The following is a 23,209-nucleotide window of genomic DNA, read 5'->3' as shown; positions in this document are numbered from 1 at the left end:
CCCGACGGGCGCCGGTACCCGCGCGTCCAGCATCAGGGATCCGGCGACCTTGTCGTGCCATCCCTGGAACCGTCCGGAACCGTCGAAGAGCGGGGTGAAGTACCCCACGACGACGGAGGCGGCGAGGCCGAAGATGACGTTGCGCAGCAGCGTGCGTCCGAAGCCGAGCGGACTCCCGTCCGCGGCCGAGGCGAGCTTCAGACTCTGAGCGCGCATGCCGATCGAGCCGGCCCCCGCCTGCATCACCGTGTAGACGAAGAACCAGCCGAGCAGCACCAGGCTCACCACGGGGCCGCCGATCAGCAGGACTCCGAGGCCGGCCTCGACGCTGCCGGCGAGCGACACGGCGACGAGGAGTCCGCCGCCGAGCACGATCGCGAGGCCCCCGGCGATCAAGGCGTCGATGAGATAGGCGACGGCGCGACGGGAGACCGGCGCGATCTGGTCGGGCGCGGGCTGCGTCATGAGGTCTCGCTCTCGGGGGACGGGGGCGTCGTGCTGTTCTTGATGGTGCCAGGTTCGCGGCGGACGCGCACGGCCGCCGCGTCCTTCAGGTTCTGGAATCCGTTCGAGATGGCGGTGCCGCCGATCAGGGAGCGGACGCTCAGTCGCGCCTGGAGGCGCTTCCAGAAGCCGGCCTCCTTGCCCAGTCCGCCGACGATGTCGTCGACCTCGTGCCAGAACGACTCGACATCCTCCGGGCTCGGCTCGGCGGGGCCGAACACGTCGGCGTCGGCCCGCTCGGCGAGGGCGGTGACCTGCGGGACCGTGAGCGACGACGCCACGACCGCCGCCTCTTCGATCCGCGTGCCTCCGGGAGGGATGCGGGCGCCGTAGTCGACGGCACGGTCGGTGAGCTCGTCCCAGCCGCCGCTGATGCGGTCGGCGGTGCGCGCGGCCGCGCGGCGGGAACGACGCTTCGCCGCCTTCCACGCGCCGATCACGATGAAGGGCGATGCCAGCAGTGCGATCACTCCGAGGGAGATGCCGCCGATCACGAGGATCGCCCCGATGATGCCCGCGAGGTTCAGACTCTCGTCCTCGGCCTCGCGGTCGTCGGGCAGGGTGGGTGGCAGGTCGACGGGTTCCTGCGGCGGAGGGGGCGGCTGCAGCACCTGCGGCTTCGGGTCGACGCGCGGCTTGGTGTTCTGGTCGTTCGGCACCTGGTCTTCGGGCGGGGTGGGGTTGAACGCCATCCACCCGAGTCCCTCGAAGTTGACCTCGACCCAGGCGTGCACGTTGTCGCCGGTGGCGGCGAACGTGGCTTCGCCTGCCTTGTCCTCGTCGGGGTAATAGCCCATGACCACCCGGGCGGGGATGTCGACCTGCCCGGCGAGCAGCGCCATGGCGACGGCGTACTGCTCGTCGTCACCGATCATCTGCTCCCCGCCGACGAGCGTCGAGATGCGCTCGGCGGTGTGGCCGGCGCGGGAGATGACCTCGCCCTCGAGCCCGTGGCTGAAGAAGCCCTCCTTGGAGAGGAAGTTCTCGAGGGCCCGCACCCGTTCGATCGGCGTCTCGGCACCGGCGATGGTCTCGGCGGCGAGGGCCGTGAGCTCTTCCGGCACGTTGCTCGGCTTCGGCATCGACACCTTGCCGAACGGCACCTCGGCGAGCTGCTCGTCGTCGGGTACGTTCGGCATCACGGCATCCACCGTGTACTCGTCGCCCTTCGTCAGCTTCGTGGTGGAGACGGCGGTGCCCGTCTCGGTGTTCACGTAGGTGCCGCGGCGCAACTGCTCGGCATCGTCGCCGGAGAACCTGATCTCGGACAGCTCGCCCGCGGTGGGCATCCATACTCCGCGATACGCACCGATCTCGACGTTGAGCGTCACCGAGACACCCTCGGCATCCGGCGACATGTTCGATCGCAGGGGGCTGAAGGCGCTCGACGAGGTCGGCCCGCCGTCGGTGACGTTGTAGACCATCCCGTCGAACTGGTCCATGACCGCGGTGCGCACGCGCGCGCCCTTGGGCAGGCCCTGCACCGTGAACAGCGTCTGGTCCGCCTCGTCGCGCACGTTCTTCCGGAACGCCTGCAGGGGGCTCGGGTAATCCCGGATGTCGAACGGCGGGATGATCACGTCGCGGAACACGTGTCGTGGCTGCGCCGGGTTCGCGACGGCGCTCGTTGCCACCCCCGCGCCGCCGGCGATCGCCAACACGGCCACCCCGGCGAGCAGACGCCGGGTGCGCATGTGCGCGGCGCGGGAGGGATCGACCTCGCTGACGGAGATCGCCGTGTTCTGCGGTGCCCACAACTGGCGAAGGGCGAGCCACGACATGCTCACGACCGCGAACACGAGTCCCTGCACGAGCGGGAACGCGGGTTCGGGCGTGCCGAGCGCGATCACCAGCATGAGCAGCACGCCGGCGGGGATCAGGGCCCACGCCACCTGCGACAGCCGGAGCGCGAGGGAGGCGGTCACGGTGGTGACGACCAGCGCCAGCAGGAACGGGACGACGAGGTGTCCGTCGGCCGCCGCGACGGGGGCGACCGTGGTGAGCATCTGCTTCCACGCGGTGACCGTCCCGAGCGCGAGCTTCTGCAGCGTCTCGATGGTCGGGATGAAGCCGAGGATCGACGTCTGCGGCAGAGCGAAAGCTCCGCCGAACACGAAGTACGCGGCGATCGTGAGACCCGCGATGATCAGGATGCCCCAATGACGCCAGGTCGTGATGACCGCGATCGCCAGGCCGATCAGGATTCCACCGATGGCGGCTGGCAGGAACGACGGACCGGCGAACGTCGGCCAGAAGCCCACGAGGGCCGTGAGGACCAGGAGCGCCGTCGCTCCCAGGTCGAGGATCCAACGGCGGAGGGGGAGGTCGCCGAACGCGGCGGAGGACCCGGTCATGCGAGCACCTTCTGCAGAGCGAGCGGGACCTGTTCGAGCGCACCCACCGTGACGACGTCGGCATCGCCGATGCGGCGCAGCGCCGGGGCGGAGGCCGTGGTGTCGGCGACCACGACGAGGACACGGGCACCGAACGGCAGACGCGCGCACGCGAGGCGGAGATCGTCGGACTTCACCCGAGCGCCGCAGACCAGGACCACCACGCTCGCCAACGGCATGGTGGCGGACACGACGCCCGCGAGCTCGGCGATGCCGCCCTCCTTCGGCTTGCTGTTCTCCACGGCCGAGAGCGAGTCGAGCAGCTGCTTGCCGGTGCCCGCGGGAAGCTCCCGGCCCTGCACGCGCATGTCGACGCGCTGAGAGTCGCGCAGAGCGCGCAGGCCGATCGACCCCGCAGCCGAGACCCCGAGCTCGAAGTCGTCTTCGGTGGCGTAGTCGGCGAGCGAGCGCGAGAGCCCGATCACGAAGTGCGAGCGTCGGGTCTCCTCGTACTGCCGGACCATCATGGTGCCGGTGCGGGCCGTCGACCGCCAGTGCACGTGACGCAGGTCGTCGCCCGGCTGGTACTCCAGGAGGGCGTGGAACGAGACATCGTCGCGAGACAGATCCGCTGCGGGAAGCCCTTCGAGGTCGCGCAGGTAGCCGAGCGACTGACCGTCGAACAGCACGGTGCGCGGGTGCACGAAGAGGTCGACAGGGTCGTCACGACGGTGAGCCCGCTCGAACAGGCCGAGCGGGTCGCCGCGGACGACACTCACCGGCCCCACTTTGACCACGCCGCGCTTCTGGGTGGGGATCGCGAAGAGTTCCTCCGCCTCCTCCCCCGGCGCGAGTCGCTGGATGCCGAACTCGCCGCGTCCGGAACCGACGGGGAGCACCACACGAGACGGGAGGATGGCCCTGGTGCCGCGGTTGGCGAGGGTCAGGGCACCGACCGCGCGCTCTCCCACGACCACACGGGTGCGGGCGAGGTCGAGCGCGACGTCGTAGGCGGTGCGGCCGATGAGGAACAGCGCGCACAGGACCACGGCGATCGCGATGACGACGGCGGCGATGGTGAACTCCGCCCATCCGGCGGTCTGGCCGAGCACCCAGAAGCCGACGGCGAGGGCCATCAGCACCCAGGCGAGCGGGCGGATGGCGGAGGTGATCTTGCGGAGGCGCGTCAGGGCGCGCGCACCGAGGACGGCCGCGATGTCACGCCAACCGGCGTCGCGCTCCATCTGCGGCGTCGACGCCGGAAGGGCCTCCGCGGTCATCAGGCCGCCACTCGGGCCTGAGGCGCTGCCACCGCGTCGAGAACACGGGCGATCACGGTGTCGCTGCTGGTGCCGGCGAACTCGGCCTCGGCGTCGAGAAGCAGGCGGTGCTGCCAGACCGGGCGGGCGAGGGCCTTGATGTCGTCGGGAAGCACGAAGTGGCGCCCCTGGGCCGCTGCCCACACCTTGGCCATGCGCACCATCGCGATCGCCCCGCGCACCGAGACGCCGAGGCGGATGGCGCCGTCCTCGCGCGTGGCCTCGGCGAGCTCGGCCACGTAGCGGAGCACGGCGGGCTCGACGTGCACGGTCGCGGCGAGGTCGGCCATATCGGCCACCGCGCTCGTGGTGATGACCGCGGACAGGCCGGCCGAGGGGTTGCGGTCAGAGGCACCGGCGAGGATGCTCTCGGTCACGGCGAGGTCGGGGTAGCCGATCGACGTCTTGATCAGGAAGCGGTCGAGCTGCGCCTCGGGCAGCTTGTAGGTGCCCGCCTGCTCGATGGGGTTCTGCGTCGCGATCACGAGGAACGGGCGACCGGCCTCGTGCGTGACGCCGTCGACTGTGACGCGCGACTCCTCCATGACCTCGAGCAGCGCCGACTGGGTCTTGGGCGATGCGCGGTTGATCTCGTCGGCGAGCACGATCGACGCGAAGATCGGGCCCTTGTGGAACTCGAAGCGGTGCGACTGCTGGTCGTAGATCGTCACGCCGGTGACATCGGACGGCAGCAGGTCGGGCGTGAACTGGATGCGCGCGCTGGTGCCCTGCACGGTCGCGGCCAGCGCCTTGGCGAGGCTGGTCTTGCCCGTTCCCGGTGCATCCTCGAGGAGCACGTGGCCCTCGGCGAGCATCGAGGCCAGCACGAGGCCGACGATCTCCTGCTTGCCCTGCACGGCCTTGTCGATGTTCTCGACGAGGCGCTGGAAGGTGCCCTGGAACCAGGCGGCCTGCTCGGGGGTCATTGTCATGAGGGTGTCGTTCCTTGTTCTCGTGGAGAGGTGTCGCGCGGCATCACTGCCAGACCTTGTGTTCGTATTCCTTGCCGTCCATCACGACCCAGGCCTCGATCGTCCCGCGGCGCATGCCGAGGTAGCAGCCGAGCTGCTGATCGATGTTGCCGTTGCCGTCGGTCGTGACGGTCCGTCCGCCGAATGTGCCGCCGTAGGGAGGCGGCGCGTTGCTGGCGCACTGCACCCACATGCTGGAGTTCGCCGGGAAGCCGCGGCCGGTGAGGTAGAAGTATGCGCACGTGCCGTCGTTGCAGTTGGGCTGTCCGTTCGCGTTTCCGGTCGAGGTGACCCAGGCGCGCGGGTCGGGCTTCGGTCCGGACGTCTGCTCCGCGGATCGGGTGATCTGCTGGCCTGCCTGGTCGGTGACCTCGACGTCGATCGTGTGTCGCTGGCTGTACCCGTCGCCGACCGTACGGCTGCCGCTGGCGCCGACGTTCTGCCAGCCGCCGCCGTCGATGCGGATGCGGACGGTCTTGATGGAGCGGCCGTTCGCGGCGGGCCCCGCGTCCCAGTTGAAGGTGACGCTGGTGGGGTTCTGCGAAGCGCTGACCGCCGGCTGCTTCAGCGGACCGTACGGGTTGCCGACGATCTGTCCGGAGGGATCGCTCGCGTACGTCGACCCGTCGACCGTCGCGACCGCGCGCACCCGCACGTTGTAGTTGGTTCCGTTGGCGAGTCCGGTGACCACGTTGTTGCCCGGCATCGCCGCCCAGCTGCTACCGCCGTTGATCGAGTACTGGTACTGCACCTCGGTCGTCTTCGCGCCGTTGAGGGCGCTCCGCGACCAGGTGAGAGTGAGCGAGCGATCGCCCGGCGTGACGGCCGAGAGAACAGGAGCGTCGGGCTTGTTCACACCGCGGCGCGGTGCCGACATGGGGCTCCAGTCGCCCCAGCCCGCCTTGTTCTGGGCACGGATGCGGTAGGTGTACGGCACCTCTGATGTCGGGACCGAGACCGCTTGCGACCGTATGGACGCCCCCGGGGTGAGTGTGTTGCGGAGCGTTCCGCCCTCCCATACCTGCAGTTCGAAGGAGTCGATCGGATCACCGTTGGGATTCCCCGGCACCCAGCTCACCTGCATCTGCGCCTGGCTGCCCACGGCCTGCAGCTGCGCGACGGTGGGGGCGGCCGCGGGCATCGGAGGACCTGCCGGTACCTCCGACGCCGACCAGCCGCTCCAGCTCGACGGCTCGGGCGCGCGGTTGTGAGCCTGCACGCGCACCTGGTAGATGCCGCCGTTCTCGAGCCCCTCCCAGGTCATCGAGTTCCCGGTGGCCTGCTTCTGCGAGACCCCGGACGGCGGAGCCGGGGAGATCTCCAGCGTGTAGCTCTCGACAGGAGATCCGGGAGTTGTCGGGGTGGCCCAGGAGACCTTGAGGGACTTGTCGCCGAAGGCGAGGGTCGGCGGGTTCGGGGTGTCGGGCCGAGCGTCCGGACGGGCGACCGCCGACGAGCCTGACGGCTTCGACTCGCCGACGCGGTTCGTCGCGGTCACCTGGAAGGTGTATTCGACGTTGTTGGTCAAGCCGTCCAGCGTGCAGGTGGTGGAGCGGCACTCCTTCGAGTACGGGTTGCCGCTGACGGACTTCACCGTGTACTTCGTGATCTCGGCGCCGTTGTTCGCCGGCGCCCCATAGGAGACGACGACGGTACGGTCCTGCACGCTCGAGACGAGAGGGGTTCCCGGCGCGTCCGGAACACCCTGCACCGTGACGATGATCTGCCCGTTGGCTTCGCGCTCGGCATCCTTCGTCGCGTCCTGGATGCGATAGCGCACGACCATGGTCCCGACGAAGCTGGGGTCGGGCGTGACGACCACCTGATCGCCCTTGACGGCCGCGCCGCCGGAGCCCGACTCCGTGGCGGCCGTCATCAGCTTGAGCGGCGTCTCCGGGAACGGGTTGTAGTCGTTCGCGAGCACGGGCACCGTGATGCTCTTGCCCTGATCCGCTTCCGAGATCGTGTCGGTGTTGGCCGCGGGCAGTGGGCGGGTCGACGCGCCGACGCGCACGGTCACGGTGCCTTCGACCGCCTCGGTCGTTCCGTCGGTGATCTCGAGCTTGAGCGAGGCGACCGTGCCCTTCTCGACATCCGACGACGCTTCCACGAGCAGCTTCGAGCCATCGATCTTGGCGGTGATGCCCTTGCCGGCGCCGCTGACGTACTTGTACCTGTGCGTGCCCTCGTCCTCCGGATCAGGGTCGGTCGTGAGCGCAGCGAGGTCGAGCGTCGACGCCTTCTCCCCCGGGGCGACGATGACCTCTGCCCCCGTGAACACCGGCTGCTGGTTCTCCGGCGGCAGCACGTTGATCGGGATGCTCAGCGTCGCCGTGCGGCCCTCGGGGTCGTCGGGGCCCGTGCCGTCGGTGACCTCGAAGGTGAGCGAGTCCTGTCCGAAGTACCCGTCGGCCGAGGTGTAGACCAGCGTCGTCTCGTCCTTCACGAGGTCGTCACCGTTCGCATACACGGCGGTGACCTTGGCGTGTTCGGTGATCCGAGCCGTACCGCCGCCGGCGACGGTGACGAATTTCGAGAGCGGGATCTCCTTGGTCTCGCCGCTCATGACCTCGAGCGGCTTCGTCGAGTCGAGGATCGGCCGGAGGTCCGCTTCGGCGGGAACGAAGATGAAGGCCGATGCGGCCAGTTCGTCCTGGTCGGTGATCGTGTAGCGGATGAGCTGCAGGTTCTCCGTCACGGTGACCCGCACCTTGCCGTTCTCGAGCTGCGTGGCGCCTTCACCGAGCGCGAGCTTGAGGCGGTCGGTCGTGCCGTCCGGGTCCTCGTCGTTCTTGAGGATGTCGAGGTCGGCACTCATCGTGCCGTCGGTGAGGTCGGTCGGGCGCACGCGGTCGTCTCGCGCGACGGGCGCCTGCAACGGCACGTCCTCGTCGACCGTGATCTGCAGGGCCGCGGTGGCTTCCGCGCCCCGCGCATCGCGGATCGTGTACTGCAGCGACGTCTCGAGCTCGCGGTTCGGCGCCTGCACCAGCACGCGGTCACCCGAGACGCGGGCCGTGATCCCCGTGTCGGTCGGAACCTCGAGACCGTCCTTGACGAGACTGATCTTGTCGCCCTCGGGGTCGGAGTCGTTGAGCATCACCGGTACCGAGATCTCACGGCCGGGTCGCACGACCACGGCATCCTTCACCGCGAAGGGCCTCTGGTTGACCTGCTCGCCCGGAGCGATGCCCACGCGGATCGTGGCGATGCCCTCCTTGCCGAGGCGGTCGCGCACTCGATAGCGGAACACATCGACACCGGAGGAGTCGTCGAACGCCTCGTAGGTGAAGTAGTTCTGCGCGGTCTCGGTGATGCGGCCCTTCGTGGGGCTGGAGGCGATGTCGATCAGCTCGACCGAGTCGCCGTCGGCGTCGATGCCGTCCAGAGGCACGGCGATGTTCGCGGTGGATCCGGCGAGCACGCGCGCAACGAGATCCTGAGGGCGTGGAGCGGCGTTGGTGTCCGCGTCGACGGGGAGGATCTGAATCGTGACGTAGCCGGCGTCCTTCTGCTGGCGGGAGTCGACGGCCTCATACGTCAGATAGACCGTCTTCGCGACGGGTCCGGCTTTGAAGCGGATCGTGTCCTGCGAGACGAACGCCTCGCCGTCTTCCGGGTCGACGAGGGGCTCGACCAGCTCGGGCACGACGTGCATGACGTCGTCGTTCGGATGCGTGTCGTTGTCGAGCACCGGGATGGTGACGACGTCGCCGGCACGCACGATCGCGGTGTCGTCGTTCACGACCGGCTGGAGGAGCTGGTCGGGCGCGGGGATCGGGATCACCACGACCTCGCCCTCGGCCGACTTGGAACCGTTCGAGATCCGGTACTTGATGCGGGCCTGATCGGTGAGCGATCCCTGGTCGGTGATACGGAGGGTCTCATGGTTGATGACCGACACCGAGACGCCGGAGTCGTCCTCGATCGAGACCGACTGCACGACGAGGATGCCGCCGGCGGGGTCGACATCGTTCGCGAGCACACCGATGAGCACGTCACCACCGGTCGGCAGCAGCGCCACGTCGCGCACGGCGACAGGGGGCAGATCCGTCTCGCTCGCCTCCAGCACGTCGACGCGCACGATCCCCTCGCCGTTCTCGGGACCGGCGGTCGCGAGATACAGCACGTAGTAGGTGCCGGGGGCATCGGCGGTGAATGTGAACGTCTTGTTGGGGCCGTCGGTCACGATGGTCGCGCCGGGGACCTCGTTCACGCGCCCGAGACGCAGCAGCTCTCGGCCCGAGCTGGTGTCGTTGGCGAGCGGCGCCACCGTGACCTGCTCGCCGACGCGGGTGACGACGTGGTCGGCGTTGGTCTTCGGCTTCGTCGAGCCCTCCGGCCGCACGTCGAGGATCACCGTGGCGGTGGCCGTCTCGCCGTATCCGTCGGCGACCGTGACCTGCACCTCCTTGTGCCCCTGCTGGCTCGCCGTGGCCTTGTAGGTGATCTGACCGTCGGTGTTGAAGTCGACCTCGTCTCCGGGAGCGGCGACCACGTCCTTGAGGTAGACGTCGTCGCCCTCCGGGTCGATCCAGTCCGGGAGGATGTTGTACGAGATCGTGCCGCCGGTCTCGACCGTCAAGGTCGTCCTGCGCTTGGGGACAGGGGCGGTGTTGACGCTCTTGTCGAAGACGGTCAGCGTGACGGCCGCCGTGTCCTTGCCACCGCGGCCGTCATCGGCCTCGTAGGTGAACGTCGTCGAGCCGGACGCGCCCTCCTCGACCGCGATCTGCAGTGATCCGCCGTTCTGCACCTGCTGGATCGTGCCGATCGCGGGCTGGGCCTCGGCGAGCGTGGCGACCAGGACGTCGCCGTCGGGGTCGTTGTCGTTGTCGAGCACCGGGAGCATGGTCGTGACACCGGGGCGCACGCCGAAGGTGTCGTCCTCGGCGATCGGAGGAGTGTTCTCCTCCTTGCGCTCCGGGAGAGTCGTCTCGACGGTCTCCTCGGTCGAGTCGTCCTCGTTCTCGGTCTCGCCTTCCGGCGGGGTGAGGTCGTTCCAGTTGTCGACGCGCTGCAGACTCTCGTTGGCCAGCCAGGCCGCGCCGCCCACGGCGTCGTTGAGGATGATGACGTCGCGGTTGACACGGAACACGAGGCTCTTCGCGTCTTCGGCGCCCTCGACCTGGGCGTTGACGTCGTTGGTCGTGCCCGGGCACTCGCGGATGAAGGTCGCCGTGCCGGCCCACGCGCCGTAGGTGCATCCGCGCAGCCAGACGGGAGCGGCCGCGGTGCCGTCGCCCCCCGCGTCGACCTCGGTCGGCTCGCTGCCGTCGAGGGGGACGCTGACGAGGGCGTTCGCAGTCGAGATCGCCACCGCGTCGGTGTTCTCGGACGACTGCTGCAGGACCGCCTTGTCGGCACCGCGGATCTCGGTGCGCATGCCACCGGGCGAGGTCACGACCCCGGCGGCGCGATCGAGCACGACCGGTGTGCGTCCAACGGCTGTGATGGTCGGCTTCGCGGCCGCATCGAGCTCGCCGACCGAGGCTGCGGAGGCGTCGAGCGCCTCCCCCTCGTTGTCCACAGGGACGGTGACGACCTCGCCGCGCTCCGGCGCGAGTCCGAAGACGGTGCCGTCCTTGGCCACCGCCACGTCGGCACCGGCTCCCAGCTCCGCCACCGGCTCGTTGACCTCGGCCTCGAAGGAGGAGACACCCTGCGCCGGAACGACCCAGAGCTCGCCGGTCTTCTGGTCGAGGATCGCGGCCGTGCGGTTGCCCAGCGCGACCTTCGAGGAGGAGGGGACCTTCGCGGAGTCGTTGAGCGAGACGCGTGCCGGATCGACGGCGGTCAGGGTCGAGGCGTTCTCATCGACGACGAGGATGTTGCTCGTGTCCTGCAGGATGTCGTAGTTCTCACCCGTGGTGCGCAGGCCACCGTCGAGGACGGTCGACTCGTTGTTGAAGTGCCCGACGAGCAGGCTCGAGGTCTTGGTGATCCAGACGCCGCCGTCGTTCAGATCGACCTTGGTGGTCGGGAATCCCTCATAGGTGAAAGCCATCGTGGTGATGGCGATGACGCCGACGGTGACGCCGGCGGCCGACGCCAGCGTCTTCGGTCGTGCGCGCATCCATGACAACGCCTTCATTCCCGGTTCCCCCCCAGGGTGACACTCTTCGATTGCTCCTGTGCAGTCCCGACGGGCCCACCGAGCACCCGTTCATCCTAACTGCGTCCTGGAATACTGCTCGATGGGGATATTTGCCCATCGCCGAGGTCAGGCTCGCCAGCACCCCGAGATGTGGTCGTCGACCATCCCGCCCGACTGCATCAGCGCGTACATCGTGGTCGGCCCGACGAAGCGGAATCCGCGACGGCGCAGCTCTGTGCTCAGCGCGGTCGATTCCGGCGTGACCGCCGGGACGTCGGCGAAGGATGCCGGGCGATCGCCCGCGGCCGTCGGAGCGAACGACCACATGAGCGCGTCGAACTCGCCCTCGGCCATGCCCCGGACGATGCGGGCGTTGCCGATGGTCGCCTCGATCTTCGCGCGGTTGCGGACGATGCCGGCATCGCCCATCAGACGCTCGACGTCGGACTCGTCGAACTCCGCGACGACCCCGGGCTCGAATCCTGCGAACACCTCGCGGAACCGCGGTCGCTTGCGCAGGATCGTGATCCACGAGAGCCCCGCCTGGAAGCCCTCGAGCGCCATCTTCTCGAACAGCGCACGATCGCCGTGCAGGGGCGTGCCCCACTCCTCGTCGTGATAGCGGCGGTACTCGTCGTCGTCGCCCACCCAGGCGCAGCGGTCGCGGGCGTCGGGGCCCGTGAGAAGAGAGGTCATTCGCTCAGGCTAGCCGCGGTGACCGACACCGCCTTCAACCGAACGTGGCCGCGTCGATCACGAACCGGTACCGCACGTCCGACGCCAGCACGCGCTCATAGGCCGCGTTGATGTCGGAGGCGGGGATGGTCTCGATCTCGGCGGCGATGCCGTGCTCTGCACAGAAGTCGAGCATCTCCTGAGTCTCGCGGATGCCGCCGATGTTGCTGCCGGCGAGCGAGCGGCGTCCGCCGATCAGCGACATCACACCGACCTCGAGGGGCTCGCCGGGAGCACCGACGCACACCATGGCTCCGCCGACGTCGAGCAGGCTCAGGTACGAGCGCAGATCGATCACGGCGCTCACCGTGTTGAGGATCACGTCGAACGACGACCGCAGCTCGCGGAAGGTCTCGCGGTCGCTCGTGGCCCGGTAGTGGTCGGCGCCGAGACGCAGGCCGTCGTCCTTCTTGCTCAGCGTCTGCGAGAGCACGGTCACTTCGGCGCCGAGCGCGTGCGCGATCTGCACGCCCATGTGCCCGAGGCCGCCGAGACCGACGACCGCGACACGAGTGCCGGGTCCGACGTTCCAGTGCCGCAGCGGCGAGTAGGTCGTGATGCCGGCGCACAACAGGGGCGCGGCGACATCCAGCGCCAGAGCGTCGGGGATGCGCAGGACGAAGGCCTCGGTCACGACGACCTGCTCCGAGTAGCCGCCCTGGGTGACGGTGCCGTCGCGGTCGGTGCTGCCATAGGTGAGCACGGCCCCCTGTGTGCAGAACTGCTCCTCGTCGCGCAGGCAGTTGCGGCACTCGCCGCACGAGTTCACCAGGCATCCGACGCCGACGCGGTCGCCCACCGCGTGCCGGGTGACGTCCGCGCCGACTGCCGCCACCGTGCCGGTGATCTCATGCCCGGGAGCGAGCGGATACTGCTGCGGACCCCAGTCGCCGCGCACGGTGTGGATATCGGAGTGGCAGATCCCGGCGAAGGCGACGTCGATCAGCACGTCGAGTGGGCCGAGCTCGCGCCGTTCGATCACGGTCTTCTCGAGCGGGGCCGCTTCACGGGGTGCGGCATAGGCGTTCACGGCAGACATCTCGGACTCCTCGGATCGGGTACCTGCCGAGACTACCCAGCCCCGAATGGGAATCGGCCATCCGCGCGGATCGGCGATTGTCAAGGCCGGGGGCGCTCCGCTCGGCCGCGTCTAGGCTCGCGCCATGACCACCACCGACGACACTATCTCCGAGTACCTCACCCGCTACGCGGACAGCCTCACCGCGTTCGATGCCGAGACCGCGGCGGGGCTGTGGTCGACGCCGGGGACGATCGTGAACGACCGCTCCTCTGGTGTGCTGGAATCCCGCGACGCCATGATCGACGGTCTGCGGCAGTCCTATCCGATCTACCGGCGACTGGGGCTGGCCTCCGTCGGATTCGAGCTGCGCGAGCGCCGCGATCTCTCCGACCGTCTCGTGCTCGTCCGGGTGCGGTGGCTGTTCTTCGATGCCGGCGGCGCGCAGCTGACCGACACCGACAGCTACTACCTCCTGCGCGACGAAGACGCGGTGGGGCTGCAGGCATGCGTGTGCGTCGAGACCGATGCCGCCGAGAAGCTCCAGGCGCTGGCCGCCGCGCGCGGCGTGGACCTCACCGCGGCGCCCTGAGAACGACACCCGACACAGGAATCCCGCCTCGATCGTGAAGACGGGGCGGGATTCCTGGACCATGAACCGCGGGCGGGGTCAGCGCTGCTTCTTCTTCAGCGCCTTCTCCTGGATCGGCGCCCGACCGGTCGCCGCGAGGTCGGCGTAGTACGCACGGGCCTCATCCTGACGCTGCTTCTCCAGACCGCTCGCGATGGGGGCACGCACGTGCTCGGGCTCGTAGCCGAACGCGTTCACGAGGTCGAGCGCATACGGGCGCAGGCGGGTGCACAGGCGATCGATGTAGCTCGACACGGCCGCGGCGCGCTGCGTCGACAGGCGTCCGTTGATGAGGTGCCAGGCGAGATGCTTCTCGATGAGCTGCAGACCGAACAGGTCACGCAGCCAGGTGAGCACCTTCTTCGTGTCCTCGTCGTCGATCTGGTGCACGGCGTCGGTGAACGCCTCCCACTGCAGCAGTTCGCCGTGCGCGCGGGCCGCCTCGATGAGCTCTGCCTGGTTCTCGTTGAACAGGCGGGCACCGAGTGCCTTGTCCTTCGCGCCGGGGCGCAGACGCGAGGCGATGTCGGCCACCATCTGCTGCACACGGCCCGCGAGCAGGTCGTGCTGCTGCTCCTCGCGCAGGCCCCGTTCGACCGAGCGGCTCACCTGTCCGAAGTCGGAGACGGCCTGACCGAGCTGACGCAGGCCGGCGCCGTGGAACAGTTTGCCCGCCGTCATCCCGACAGCGAACTTCGCGAGCGCCGCCGCATCCTTGCCCTGGAACTGCTTGGCGTAGTCGGTGAGCAGACGCTTGCCGACGAGCTGCAGCAGCACGTTGTTGTCGCCCTCGAACGTCACGTAGATATCGAGGTCGGCGCGCAGACCCACCAGACGGTTCTCGAACATGAACCCGGCGCCGCCGGTGGCCTCACGAGCCTCCTGCAGCGTGTCGAGCGCATGCCACGTCGACAGCGGCTTGAGAGCCGCAGCCAGCGTCTCGAGGTCTTCGCGGTCGGCCGGGGTGTCGGTGCGACCGGAGAAGACGCCATCGAACTTCTGCAGGAACTCGTCGTGCGCGAAGATCTGCGCGTACGTCGTCGCCAGGCGCGGGAGCAGACGGCGCTGGTGCTTGCCGTAGTCCATCAGCACGACCTCCTGCCCGTCCGCGCCATCGAACTGGCGGCGCTGGGTGGCATAGGTGATCGCGATGTGCAGGCCGAGAGCCGAGGCCCAGGACGCCGCGCCGTCGAGCGACACGCGCCCCTGCACGAGGGTGCCGAGCATGGTGAAGAAGCGGCGGCCGGGGCTGTCGATCGCGCTGGAGTACGTGCCGTCGGCCGCGACATCGCCGTAGCGGTTGAGGAGGTTGGTGCGCGGGATGCGCACGTGGTCGAACGAGAGGCGCCCGTTGTCGATGCCGTTGAGTCCGCCCTTGAGGCCGTCGTCCTCGCGGCCGATGCCGGGAAGATCGACGCCGTCGTCGCCGCGCAGGGGCACGTAGAAACAGTGCACGCCGTGGTTCACGCCGTTCGTGATCAGCTGCGCGAACACGGTCGCCGCGACCCCGTGCAGGGCCGCGTTCCCGAGGTACTCCTTCGTCGCCCCGCGGAACGGGGTGTTGATGACGAACTCCTCCGTCTCGGGGTCGTAGGTCGCGGTCGTTCCGACCGCCGCGACGTCGGAACCGTGACCGATCTCGGTCATCGCGAAGGCGCCGGGGATGGAGAGGTCCATCACCCCGGGGAGCCACTTCGCGTGGTGCGACTCGGTGCCGAGCTGCAGGATCGCCGAGCCGAAGAGCCCCCACTGCACGCCCGACTTGATCTGCAGGCTGGGGTCGGCCACCACGAGCTCCTCGAAGCCGGCGATGTTGGCGCCGTTGTTCTCCTCGCCGCCGAGCGACTTGGGGAACGCGCGGTGCACGGCCTTGTTCTCGACCAGCAGGTGCAGCTGGCTGAGCACGCGCTCGCGGTGCTCGTCCTTGCCGAGCTCGTCCTTGCGCCAGAACGCCGAGTCCTTGATCATCTCGCGGGCCTGGCGGCGCACGTCACCCCACGTGCCCATCAGGGCGTCGTTGACGCGGGCGACATCCAGGCGCAGGTGCGCATCCGCGGTGTCGGTGGAGGGGCGAGTCGTCTTCGGACGGACGGCGGCGTCGACCATGAGCGTTCCTCTCAGAGGGAAGTGGGAATACTGCCATGGTAGGTCTGCCACAACCACGGGCGAAGTGCTCTGTCCACTTCCTCCAACACCCGGCGGGCACATCTCCCCGCCGCGTTGTCGTCAGACCACAGTCCGCGCCGGCGCCTCCGCGTCGGGGCTCACCGTTCGCGGCGTCGTCGGCTGCCGCTCGACCCCGGCCTCCCGCCAGCGCCGTCTCGTCCCCGCACTCAACCGCCCCCAGGTCCGGTCACGGATGAAGATCGCATCGATCGCGATCATCGTGAGCGAGAACCACGGCAGTCCCATGAGCACCGCGATGCCGATGTGGAAGGAGAGGATGCCGAGCAAGCCGATCAGCCGCGTCGGACGAGTCAACAGCATGAGGGGGAAGGCGACCTGCAGGATGATCGACCCCCAGCTCGCGATCGTGACCATCGGCCCCCAGGCGGTGACGAGGTCGCTGAGCACCGGCCAGGTACCGAACCGTGCCGTCTGCAGCGGGTTGTAGATCGCGTACCCCTCTTCCCACGGGGCACCCCCGGCCTTGTACAGCGCCCCCGAGGCGTACACGAAGCACACCTGCGCGGTGAGGGCGACGAGGGCGAGGTTGTGGAACATGGTTCCCAGCAGCGCCGGCTGGCTGTTCGGGGCGAACCACTCCCCCGACTTCGCCCGACGCCTCGCGTCCAGCGACCACCGGGCCGCGGGGTCGGCGAAGAACAGCAGCAGCAGGGCGATGCGGAACATGTTGTCGCCCTGATCGCCGACCATGTCGTTGGCCTCGATGAAGCCCACCCAGAGGCAGAAGAAGATCGGGAGCACGATCCGGAACCGCCAGCCCAGGACGAACAGCACCGCGAGCACCCCGAGGAGGAGGTAGAGCGCCGTGTACAGCGCGTCGTTGCCCATCGCGGCATGGAAGGCGCTGAACACCCAGATCTTCGGGAACTCGCTCACCGGCTCGGCGAGCTCGCCGTTCCAGGCCGATCCGGATCCGAACGTGTAGAGGCGGGTGCTGAAGTTCGAGGCCAGCAGGCCGATGGCGGTGACGCCGAAGAGGATGCGTGTGACCGCGAGCCCGTAGAGTCCCTTCTTGCCGTTGAAGAGCCAGTCGCCGACGAAAGCAGAGATGCGGTCGATCGCCGAGAGCACCATCGCCCAGAGCCCGCCGATCATCGACGAGGCGAACGTCAGCAGCCGAGTGAGGAACGACCGCGGGGGCACAGTGCTCGCAGGAGCGGGCGCGGGTTCACGAGGAGGGACGGGAGGCGTGGACACCGGCGCCGGCGCGGTCGTCGTGCTCCGGGGCAGGGCTTCCTTCTTCGTCACGTCCTGCTTCGCGCCGGGCTTCCGCGGCGCGGTCCTCGTCGGCGCGCTCACGGCTGGATCCTCTCGAACTGGGCGCGGAAGGTGTCCGCGAAGTTCTCACGGCTCTGCCCTTCCTCTTCTATGGGAAGTCTCCATCCGGTGGTCGAGAACGTCGGATCGGGCCGCTGTGCGCTCGGATCGTTGCGATCCTCGTACGGGACCACGTTCTGACGACTCACGCGGTACTGCACTTTGACCACGGCATCCGCACCCCAGATCGCATAGGCCACCTGGGTCGCGTACGCGGTGGAGAGGTGCTCTTCGACCATGTACGCCTCCGTCGACGGGTTGTCGCCCTCGAGCTTCTCGAACGAGCGCACCATCCACTCCTCCCCGTCGTCCTTCGCGAAGTCAAGACCGACCACGGCCTGCTGATCGGCGTTCAGCTTGTTGTAGGCGTTCATCTGTCCACTCGCCACCTCGCTGGACTGGATACCGGCGCGGGGCGGGAAGAGGTTGTAGCGGATCATCGACAGCTCGACGTCGGTGGCGCTGACCCAGCCGGTCTCGACCTGCTCGCCGTCCTTCTCGATGACGGCACGGACGTTGAAGTGGTAGTCGCCGTTGATCGGCTCCGGCGCGAAGACGCTCCAGGACTGTCCGAACATCGGCAGCATGTACCCGGCCAGCACCTCCTGCGTGGGGATCTCCCGCAGGGCGGAGTACGGCGCGATCCACAGGAAGGACGCCCCGATATGCCACAACGTCAGGAGGCAGGCGGCGAAGGCGATGAGCTTCACCCACCAGGTCGGACGCGGACGCACCACGGCCGTGTCACCCGACGCGGACACGTCGGTCTCCGGTGAGGACTCGAGTTTCGTGCTCATTCACTTCCCTCCGTACCGCCGAGGGTCGGGACCGCCGTGGGGAAACGGTCCCGACCACTCAGCGTTCCTGCATCGCGATCACTCCGTCTGCACCTGGGGCCGTCGGGATCTCGCGAGTCTCATCGCCCCCAGGCCGAGCATGAGGAGCAGTGCGGCCAGAGCGATCCATCCGCCCTGGACCTGTCCGCCTGTCGTGGCCAGACCCGACGCCACCACCTGGAACGAGGCCGATACGCTGCCGGACGTCGCTCCGGTCAGCGTCACGGTGTGGGTTCCGAGATCGGTGTCGGTGGGAACGGTCCAGGTGAAGGTGACCGTGCCCTGCGCGTTCGCGACCTGGGTTCCCAGCGCCACGGGGGCGGAGGTCATGACACCCGTCACCGTCTCGCCGGGCCTGAAGCCCGTGCCGACCGCGGTCTGTTGCTTGCCACGCTCCAGCACCGGGGACTTGAGCGCGATGGCGATGTTCCCGGTCGGGTCGGCCGCCGCGTCCGCCGAGGCGCTGGCGGTGGCATCGGCGGATGCCGCAGCCGTGGCTTCGGCCGAGGCGTCAGCTGCAGCCGATGCCGATGCCGTGGCCGACGACGAGGCGTTCGCCGCCGCTGCCGCCGAGGCGTTCGGATCCGCATCGGCCGAAGCCGAGGCATCCGCCGCACTGGTGGAGGTCGCGTCGTTCTGCGCTGCCGCCTGAGCCGCTGCCGCCGCAGAGGCATTCGCCGCTGTGGTGGCCGTGGTCGAGGCATCCGTGGAGGCATCGGTGGTCGCCGCCGCCTGGGCCGCGGCGTTGGCCGACACGTCCGCCGCAGCGGATGCCTGGCTGGTCGCGTCTGCGAGTGCCGCAGCCACTGCCGCTGCTTCCGCCGAGGCGTTGCTGTCGTCGTCGGCCTGCGCAGAGGCCGACGCCGACGCGGAGGCGTTGGTGTTGATCTCCGCCGATGCGTCCGCCGAGGCGACCGCATCCGAAGACGCATCGGTCGATGCGTTCGCGATGGCTGCCGCGCTCGCGTTCGACGCCGCGCTCGTACTCGCATCCGACGTGGCCGATGTGTCGGCCGCGGTGTTCGTCGTGGCGTCGGCCAGCGCTGCCGCCTGGGCGGCGATCGCCGCGCCGGCGTTCGCCTCCGAGGTGGCATCCGCCGTCGCCGCCGTGGACGAGGTCGCGGTCGCCGCTGCCTCCGATGCCGCTTCCGCCGCCGGGTCGGCCGCAGCCGATCCCTCCGCCGTGGCGTCGGCGAAGGCCGCGGCCTGCGCGGACGCTTCGGCGACCGCGGCGGTGGTGGCGTCGGCGTTCGCCGAAGCGGATGCCGAGGCTGTCGCGTTCGTGTTCGCCGAAGCCTCAGACGATGCGTCCGTGGACGAATCCGTGGTCGCTGCCGATTCCGACGAGGCCGAGGAGTTCGACTCCGCCGCCGTCGATGCCGCGGCGTTCGCGTCGTCCGACGCGTCCGCTTGCGCGGCCGCCTGCGCCGCGACGGCCGCCGAGGCGTTGGCCGCGGAGGTCACATCCGTGGTCGCGGTGGTCGAGGCATCGGTCGTCGCCGCGGCCTGAGCCGCCGACGTGGCATCAGCCGTCGCTGCCGCCGAGGCGGCCGAGGTGGCATCCGCGAGGGCAGCGGCTTCCGCAGCTGCCTGAGCCGACGGGTCGCCGTCTGCCGTCGCGTCAGCCGAGGCGGACGCCGAGGCTGCCGCGTTCGTGTTGACGTCGCCCGGATCGCCCGCAGTCACCTCGGTGGTGTCCGATCCGGTGACAGCACCCGCGGTCGCCGTGAGCGTGTAGCCCGTTCCCGGCGTGGTGCCGGCCGGAACCGGATAACTCGCCGTGAAGGCACCGGAGGCATCCGTGGTCGCGGTCACCGGACCGCCGACGTCGGCGCCGCCGCCCGGAGCCGTCAGCTGCAACGACACCGAGGAGCTCACCGGCCACCCGGAACCGGTGACGGCCAGGTTCGTGCCCGCGGGGACCTGCGCCGCCGCATCCACCACGACCGGAGCCGCTGTGACCTCTGTCGTGTCGGTCGCCGTCTGCGCGCCCACCGAAGCCGTGACCGTGTAGCCGGTCCCTGCGGGTGTGCCGGCCGGAACCGGGTAGTCGAGTGCGAAGCCGCCGAGAGCACCGGTCGTGGCGGTTCGAGGCGTGCCAATGGCCGCACCGCCGGGAGCGGTCAGCTGCACCGACACCTCGGTGTCGGCCGGCCAGTTCGTCCCGGTGACAGGCAGATCGCTGCCGGCCTGCACGGTCGCCGCCGCGTCGATCGCGGCCGCCGCCGTCACCTCGGTGGTGTCGGTCGCGGTCTGGGTGCCGACGGTCGCCGTCACGGTATAGCCCGCGCCGGGAGTCGCAGAGGCCGGCACCGGGTAGTCGAGCGTGAAGCCGCCCGTGCCGTCGGTGGTCACCGTCTCCGGACCGCCGACGTTCGCACCACCGCCGGGAGCGGTCAGCTGCACCGACACCTGCGTGTTCGCCGGCCAATTCGTCCCCGTGACCGGAAGCGACGTTCCTGCCTGAACCGTCGCCGCTGCGTCGACGGCCGCCGCGGCCGTGACCTCGGTCGTGTCGGTCGCGGTCTGGGTGCCGACGGTCGCCGTCACGGTGTAGCCCGCTCCGGGAGTCGCAGAGGCCGGCACCGGATAGTCCAGCGTGAAGCCGCCGGACACATCCGTCGTCACCGTCTCCGGACCGCCGACGTTCCCGCCGCCGGGAGCCGTCAACTGCACCGACACCTGCGTGTTCGCCGGCCAGTTCGCTCCGGTGACCGGAAGCGACGTCCCTGCCTGCACGGTCGCCGCCGCATCGACGGTCGCCGCCGCCGTCACCTCGGTGGTGTCGATCGCGGTGACCGCTCCTGCCGTCCCGGTCACGGTGTACGCCGCGCCCGGCGCCGCAGACGCGGGAACCGGGTAGTCGAGCGTGATCTCGCCGGATGCGTTGGAGGTCGCCGTGACCGGCCCGCCGACGTTCGCGCCCCCGCCGGGAGCCGTCAGCTGCACCGACACCTGCGTGTTCGCGGGCCAGTTCGTGCCGGTGATGGGAAGGCTCGTGCCCGCCTGGACGGTCGCGGCTGCGTCGATCGACGCGACCGGCGCAGCCGTCACCTCGGTGGTGTCGGTCGCCGTCTGGGTGCCGACCGATGCCGTGACCTCGTATCCGGTCGCCGCCGGCGTTCCCGCCGGGACGGGATAGGCCAGCGTGAACGTGCCGGAGCCGTCGGTGGTCACGAGTTCGGGACCACCGATGTTCGCACCGCCGCCGGGAGCCCGCAGCTGCACCGACACCTGGGTGTTCGCGGGCCAGTTGGTTCCCGAGACACCGAGATTCGTGCCCGCCTGCACCGCGGGTGCCGCGTCGATGGCTGCCGCAGCAGTGACCTCGGTGGTGTCCGTCGCCGTGCTGGTGCCGTCGGTCGCCGTCACGATGTAGCCGGTGCCCGGCGGCGTCGCCACCGGAATCCCGTACGCGAAGGTGAAGGCGCCGTTGGCATCGGTCGTGACCGGCAACGGGTCGTTGACGATGCCGCCGCCGGCGGTGGTCACCTGGATGGTGACCTGCGTGTTCGCAGGCCATCCCGAGCCCGTCACAGGGAGGTCGGTTCCCGCCTGGACCGTGGCGGCCGCGTCGATCGCGGGGACGGCCGCCGCCGCGGCCTTCACCGTCGACGATCCGAGGTCGAGCGAGACTCCACCACCGACGGCGGGGAGGAGATTCACGCCGAGCGCGCGCACGGTGAAGCTCCCTCCGGGGATGTCTCCTGTCGCCGGCTGCTCGTTGATGGTGATGGTCGCGACCTGCGACAGCACGCCCTGCAGAACGGGATCGAGCGTCGAGAGCACCGGTCCGGTGATCGCGGCGAGCGCGGGCTGCACGAGCGGGATCACGCTGTTCAGCGCGGTGTTCACGAGCGGACCCGTCGTGGTGGCGACCGCATTCGTGACGGCAGCGACCACCGGGTTCAAGAGGACGCCGATGTTGAGACCGGCGAGGCTGATGTCGGTCGCGACCACGGGAACCGGCGTCGCGGTGCCGGCGAACTGCGCCAGCGAGCCCTTGACCGTCACATCCCCCGACACCAGTGGCGTTCCGGTGAGCGGCACCGTGAGATCGACCCCGACGGTCAGCGTCACCTGGAGCGCGTCCAACGTCGACTTCAGGATGGTGGAGACCTTGCCGTTCAAGCTGTTCGGGTGGGTACCGGTGAGGGCGGAGGTGATGCCCTGCTGGATCGCGGAGATCGTCGTGGCCGACAGCAACGGGGTGTTCGCCGGCAGGGAGTTGAGGTCGGCCCCCGCCCCGGTCTCGACGAGGATCTTGGCGAGATCGACGGACACCGTCCCGGTGTTCAGATCGACCCGCACCGAGCCCGTCGTGTTCTCCACCGGTGTCTGCAGCACCTGCGTGGTCACGGTCTGTCCGACGGTGTCGAGTCCGGCGATCGCGACCGTTCCTCCGGTCGCGGTGAACGCCGCGACGAGCGGCACGTCGGGAATCGCATTGATCGTGTTGACGATGGTCGTGGTGAGTGCGGTCAGCGCTCCGCCGGGGCCGGCGAGATCGCTCACGGGGGTGACGGTGCCCTGGATCGCGGAGGCGAGTGTGCCCGAGAGCCCGGCGACCAGGTTGCTGTGCAGATCGAGGTTCAGGTCGGCGATGCGGTACTGGGAGGTGACCGTTCCGGCGTTGGATTCGGCACGCGATGCGAGTGCGCCGATGCCGACCGACGCCTGGTCGAGCACCGCGTCGGTGAGTCCGGCGACGGCGAGTTGGTCGAACAGATCGGTGAGTTCGAGGGTGCCGGGGTTCACGCTGCCGTCGATGGCACCGGTGTCGATGGCGCCACCCGAGGTGATGGTCCCGGATGAGGCGATCGACTGCGTCTGGGTCGGCGACGAGCTGAAGCTCTGCGCTGCGCCCAGATCGCCGAGTCGCAGCAGACCGGGCGTCCCGGGGGTGCCGTCGGTCAGGAGCGGCACGTTCAGCGTGCCCACGTCGATGTTCAGCGCCTCCAGCAGCCCGACGTCCAGCCCGCCGAGCTCAGAGCCGGGGGCCGCCGGGTTGCTCGTCAGCGTGTGTCCGAGCGCCGCGATGTCGAGGCCGCCGAGCAGGGCGGCGGGCAGCTGGATGATCTGCCCCTGCGCGACAGACGGATCATTCGGATTCGCCGCGTCCAGCGCATTCGCCGCCGTCGGCACCAGTGCACTCGCGAGGATCACCGCGCCGACGGTGACGCCGGCGATGCCTCCTCCTACCGCTCTGCGTCGCCGCAGAGTCCTCTCCTGCAATTCCATTCGCTACTCCCGTGTGATGC

12 protein-coding genes are annotated in these 23,209 nt (G+C 69.5%); 1 reads left to right on the top strand and 11 read right to left on the bottom strand.

Annotated elements, in window-relative coordinates; all coding sequences use genetic code 11:
* The 7 genes from GZ64_RS0110865 to GZ64_RS0110835 all read right to left on the bottom strand — a co-directional run.
* A partial coding sequence (locus GZ64_RS0110865; RefSeq protein WP_029266526.1) for an RDD family protein occupies positions 1-465 on the bottom strand: 465 nt, incomplete at its 3' end.
* Complete coding sequence (locus tag GZ64_RS0110860) at positions 462-2,858, bottom strand: transglutaminase family protein (protein ID WP_036331423.1); 2,397 nt, start codon at positions 2,856-2,858, stop codon at positions 462-464. The genes GZ64_RS0110860 and GZ64_RS0110865, both read right to left, overlap by 4 nt.
* On the bottom strand, positions 2,855-4,117 hold the full coding sequence (locus tag GZ64_RS0110855; RefSeq protein ID WP_029266522.1) for a DUF58 domain-containing protein: 1,263 nt from the start codon (positions 4,115-4,117) through the stop codon (positions 2,855-2,857). Before GZ64_RS0110855 ends, GZ64_RS0110860 begins: the two co-directional genes overlap by 4 nt.
* Complete coding sequence (locus tag GZ64_RS0110850; protein ID WP_029258893.1) at positions 4,117-5,088, bottom strand: AAA family ATPase; 972 nt, start codon at positions 5,086-5,088, stop codon at positions 4,117-4,119. Before GZ64_RS0110850 ends, GZ64_RS0110855 begins: the two co-directional genes overlap by 1 nt.
* 43 nt (positions 5,089-5,131) lie before the next feature.
* On the bottom strand, positions 5,132-11,203 hold the full coding sequence (locus GZ64_RS0110845; RefSeq protein WP_136053500.1) for an Ig-like domain-containing protein: 6,072 nt from the start codon (positions 11,201-11,203) through the stop codon (positions 5,132-5,134).
* A gap of 147 nt (positions 11,204-11,350) precedes the next feature.
* Positions 11,351-11,920 carry a DNA-3-methyladenine glycosylase I gene (locus GZ64_RS0110840; protein ID WP_029266518.1) on the bottom strand — a complete coding sequence of 190 codons (570 nt, stop codon included), beginning with the start codon at positions 11,918-11,920 and terminating at the stop codon, positions 11,351-11,353.
* Positions 11,921-11,954: 34 nt separating this feature from the next.
* Positions 11,955-12,998 carry an NAD(P)-dependent alcohol dehydrogenase gene (locus tag GZ64_RS0110835; protein WP_029266516.1) on the bottom strand — a complete coding sequence of 348 codons (1,044 nt, stop codon included), beginning with the start codon at positions 12,996-12,998 and terminating at the stop codon, positions 11,955-11,957.
* Between the two features lie 124 nt (positions 12,999-13,122).
* On the opposite strand from GZ64_RS0110835, the gene GZ64_RS0110830 reads away from it, so the two are divergent.
* The gene (locus GZ64_RS0110830; protein WP_029266514.1) at positions 13,123-13,569 is read left to right on the top strand and encodes a hypothetical protein; all 447 of its coding nucleotides are present in this window, start codon (positions 13,123-13,125) and stop codon (positions 13,567-13,569) included.
* A gap of 78 nt (positions 13,570-13,647) precedes the next feature.
* On the opposite strand, the gene GZ64_RS0110825 is transcribed toward GZ64_RS0110830, so the two are convergent.
* From GZ64_RS0110825 to GZ64_RS19475, 4 genes are all read right to left on the bottom strand, one after another.
* Positions 13,648-15,714, bottom strand: coding sequence for an acyl-CoA dehydrogenase family protein (locus GZ64_RS0110825; protein WP_029266513.1), 2,067 nt, complete (start codon positions 15,712-15,714; stop codon positions 13,648-13,650).
* A gap of 120 nt (positions 15,715-15,834) precedes the next feature.
* The gene (locus GZ64_RS0110820) at positions 15,835-17,094 is read right to left on the bottom strand and encodes an HTTM domain-containing protein (RefSeq protein WP_029266512.1); all 1,260 of its coding nucleotides are present in this window, start codon (positions 17,092-17,094) and stop codon (positions 15,835-15,837) included.
* Positions 17,091-17,909 (bottom strand): DUF5819 family protein, encoded by an 819-nt coding sequence (locus tag GZ64_RS0110815; RefSeq protein WP_029266511.1) that lies wholly within the window; start codon positions 17,907-17,909, stop codon positions 17,091-17,093. Before GZ64_RS0110815 ends, GZ64_RS0110820 begins: the two co-directional genes overlap by 4 nt.
* A gap of 78 nt (positions 17,910-17,987) precedes the next feature.
* Positions 17,988-23,189 (bottom strand): choice-of-anchor G family protein, encoded by a 5,202-nt coding sequence (locus GZ64_RS19475; protein ID WP_051667978.1) that lies wholly within the window; start codon positions 23,187-23,189, stop codon positions 17,988-17,990.
* Positions 23,190-23,209: the final 20 nt, after the last annotated feature.

The organism is Microbacterium sp. Cr-K32 (genome assembly GCF_000708345.1).
GTDB lineage: Bacteria > Actinomycetota > Actinomycetes > Actinomycetales > Microbacteriaceae > Microbacterium > Microbacterium maritypicum_A.
Note: the sequence above shows the minus strand (reverse complement) of the source record. Positions and strands in the feature narration are given on the sequence as shown.

Coding starts and splice junctions, on each gene's coding strand:
- GZ64_RS0110860 (WP_036331423.1), bottom strand. CDS start 2,858: ATGACCGGGTCCTCCGCCGCGTTCGGCGACCTCCCCCTCCGCCGTTGG.
- GZ64_RS0110855 (WP_029266522.1), bottom strand. CDS start 4,117: ATGACCGCGGAGGCCCTTCCGGCGTCGACGCCGCAGATGGAGCGCGAC.
- GZ64_RS0110850 (WP_029258893.1), bottom strand. CDS start 5,088: ATGACAATGACCCCCGAGCAGGCCGCCTGGTTCCAGGGCACCTTCCAG.
- GZ64_RS0110845 (WP_136053500.1), bottom strand. CDS start 11,203: ATGCGCGCACGACCGAAGACGCTGGCGTCGGCCGCCGGCGTCACCGTC.
- GZ64_RS0110840 (WP_029266518.1), bottom strand. CDS start 11,920: ATGACCTCTCTTCTCACGGGCCCCGACGCCCGCGACCGCTGCGCCTGG.
- GZ64_RS0110835 (WP_029266516.1), bottom strand. CDS start 12,998: ATGTCTGCCGTGAACGCCTATGCCGCACCCCGTGAAGCGGCCCCGCTC.
- GZ64_RS0110830 (WP_029266514.1), top strand. CDS start 13,123: ATGACCACCACCGACGACACTATCTCCGAGTACCTCACCCGCTACGCG.
- GZ64_RS0110825 (WP_029266513.1), bottom strand. CDS start 15,714: ATGGTCGACGCCGCCGTCCGTCCGAAGACGACTCGCCCCTCCACCGAC.
- GZ64_RS0110815 (WP_029266511.1), bottom strand. CDS start 17,909: ATGAGCACGAAACTCGAGTCCTCACCGGAGACCGACGTGTCCGCGTCG.
- GZ64_RS19475 (WP_051667978.1), bottom strand. CDS start 23,189: ATGGAATTGCAGGAGAGGACTCTGCGGCGACGCAGAGCGGTAGGAGGA.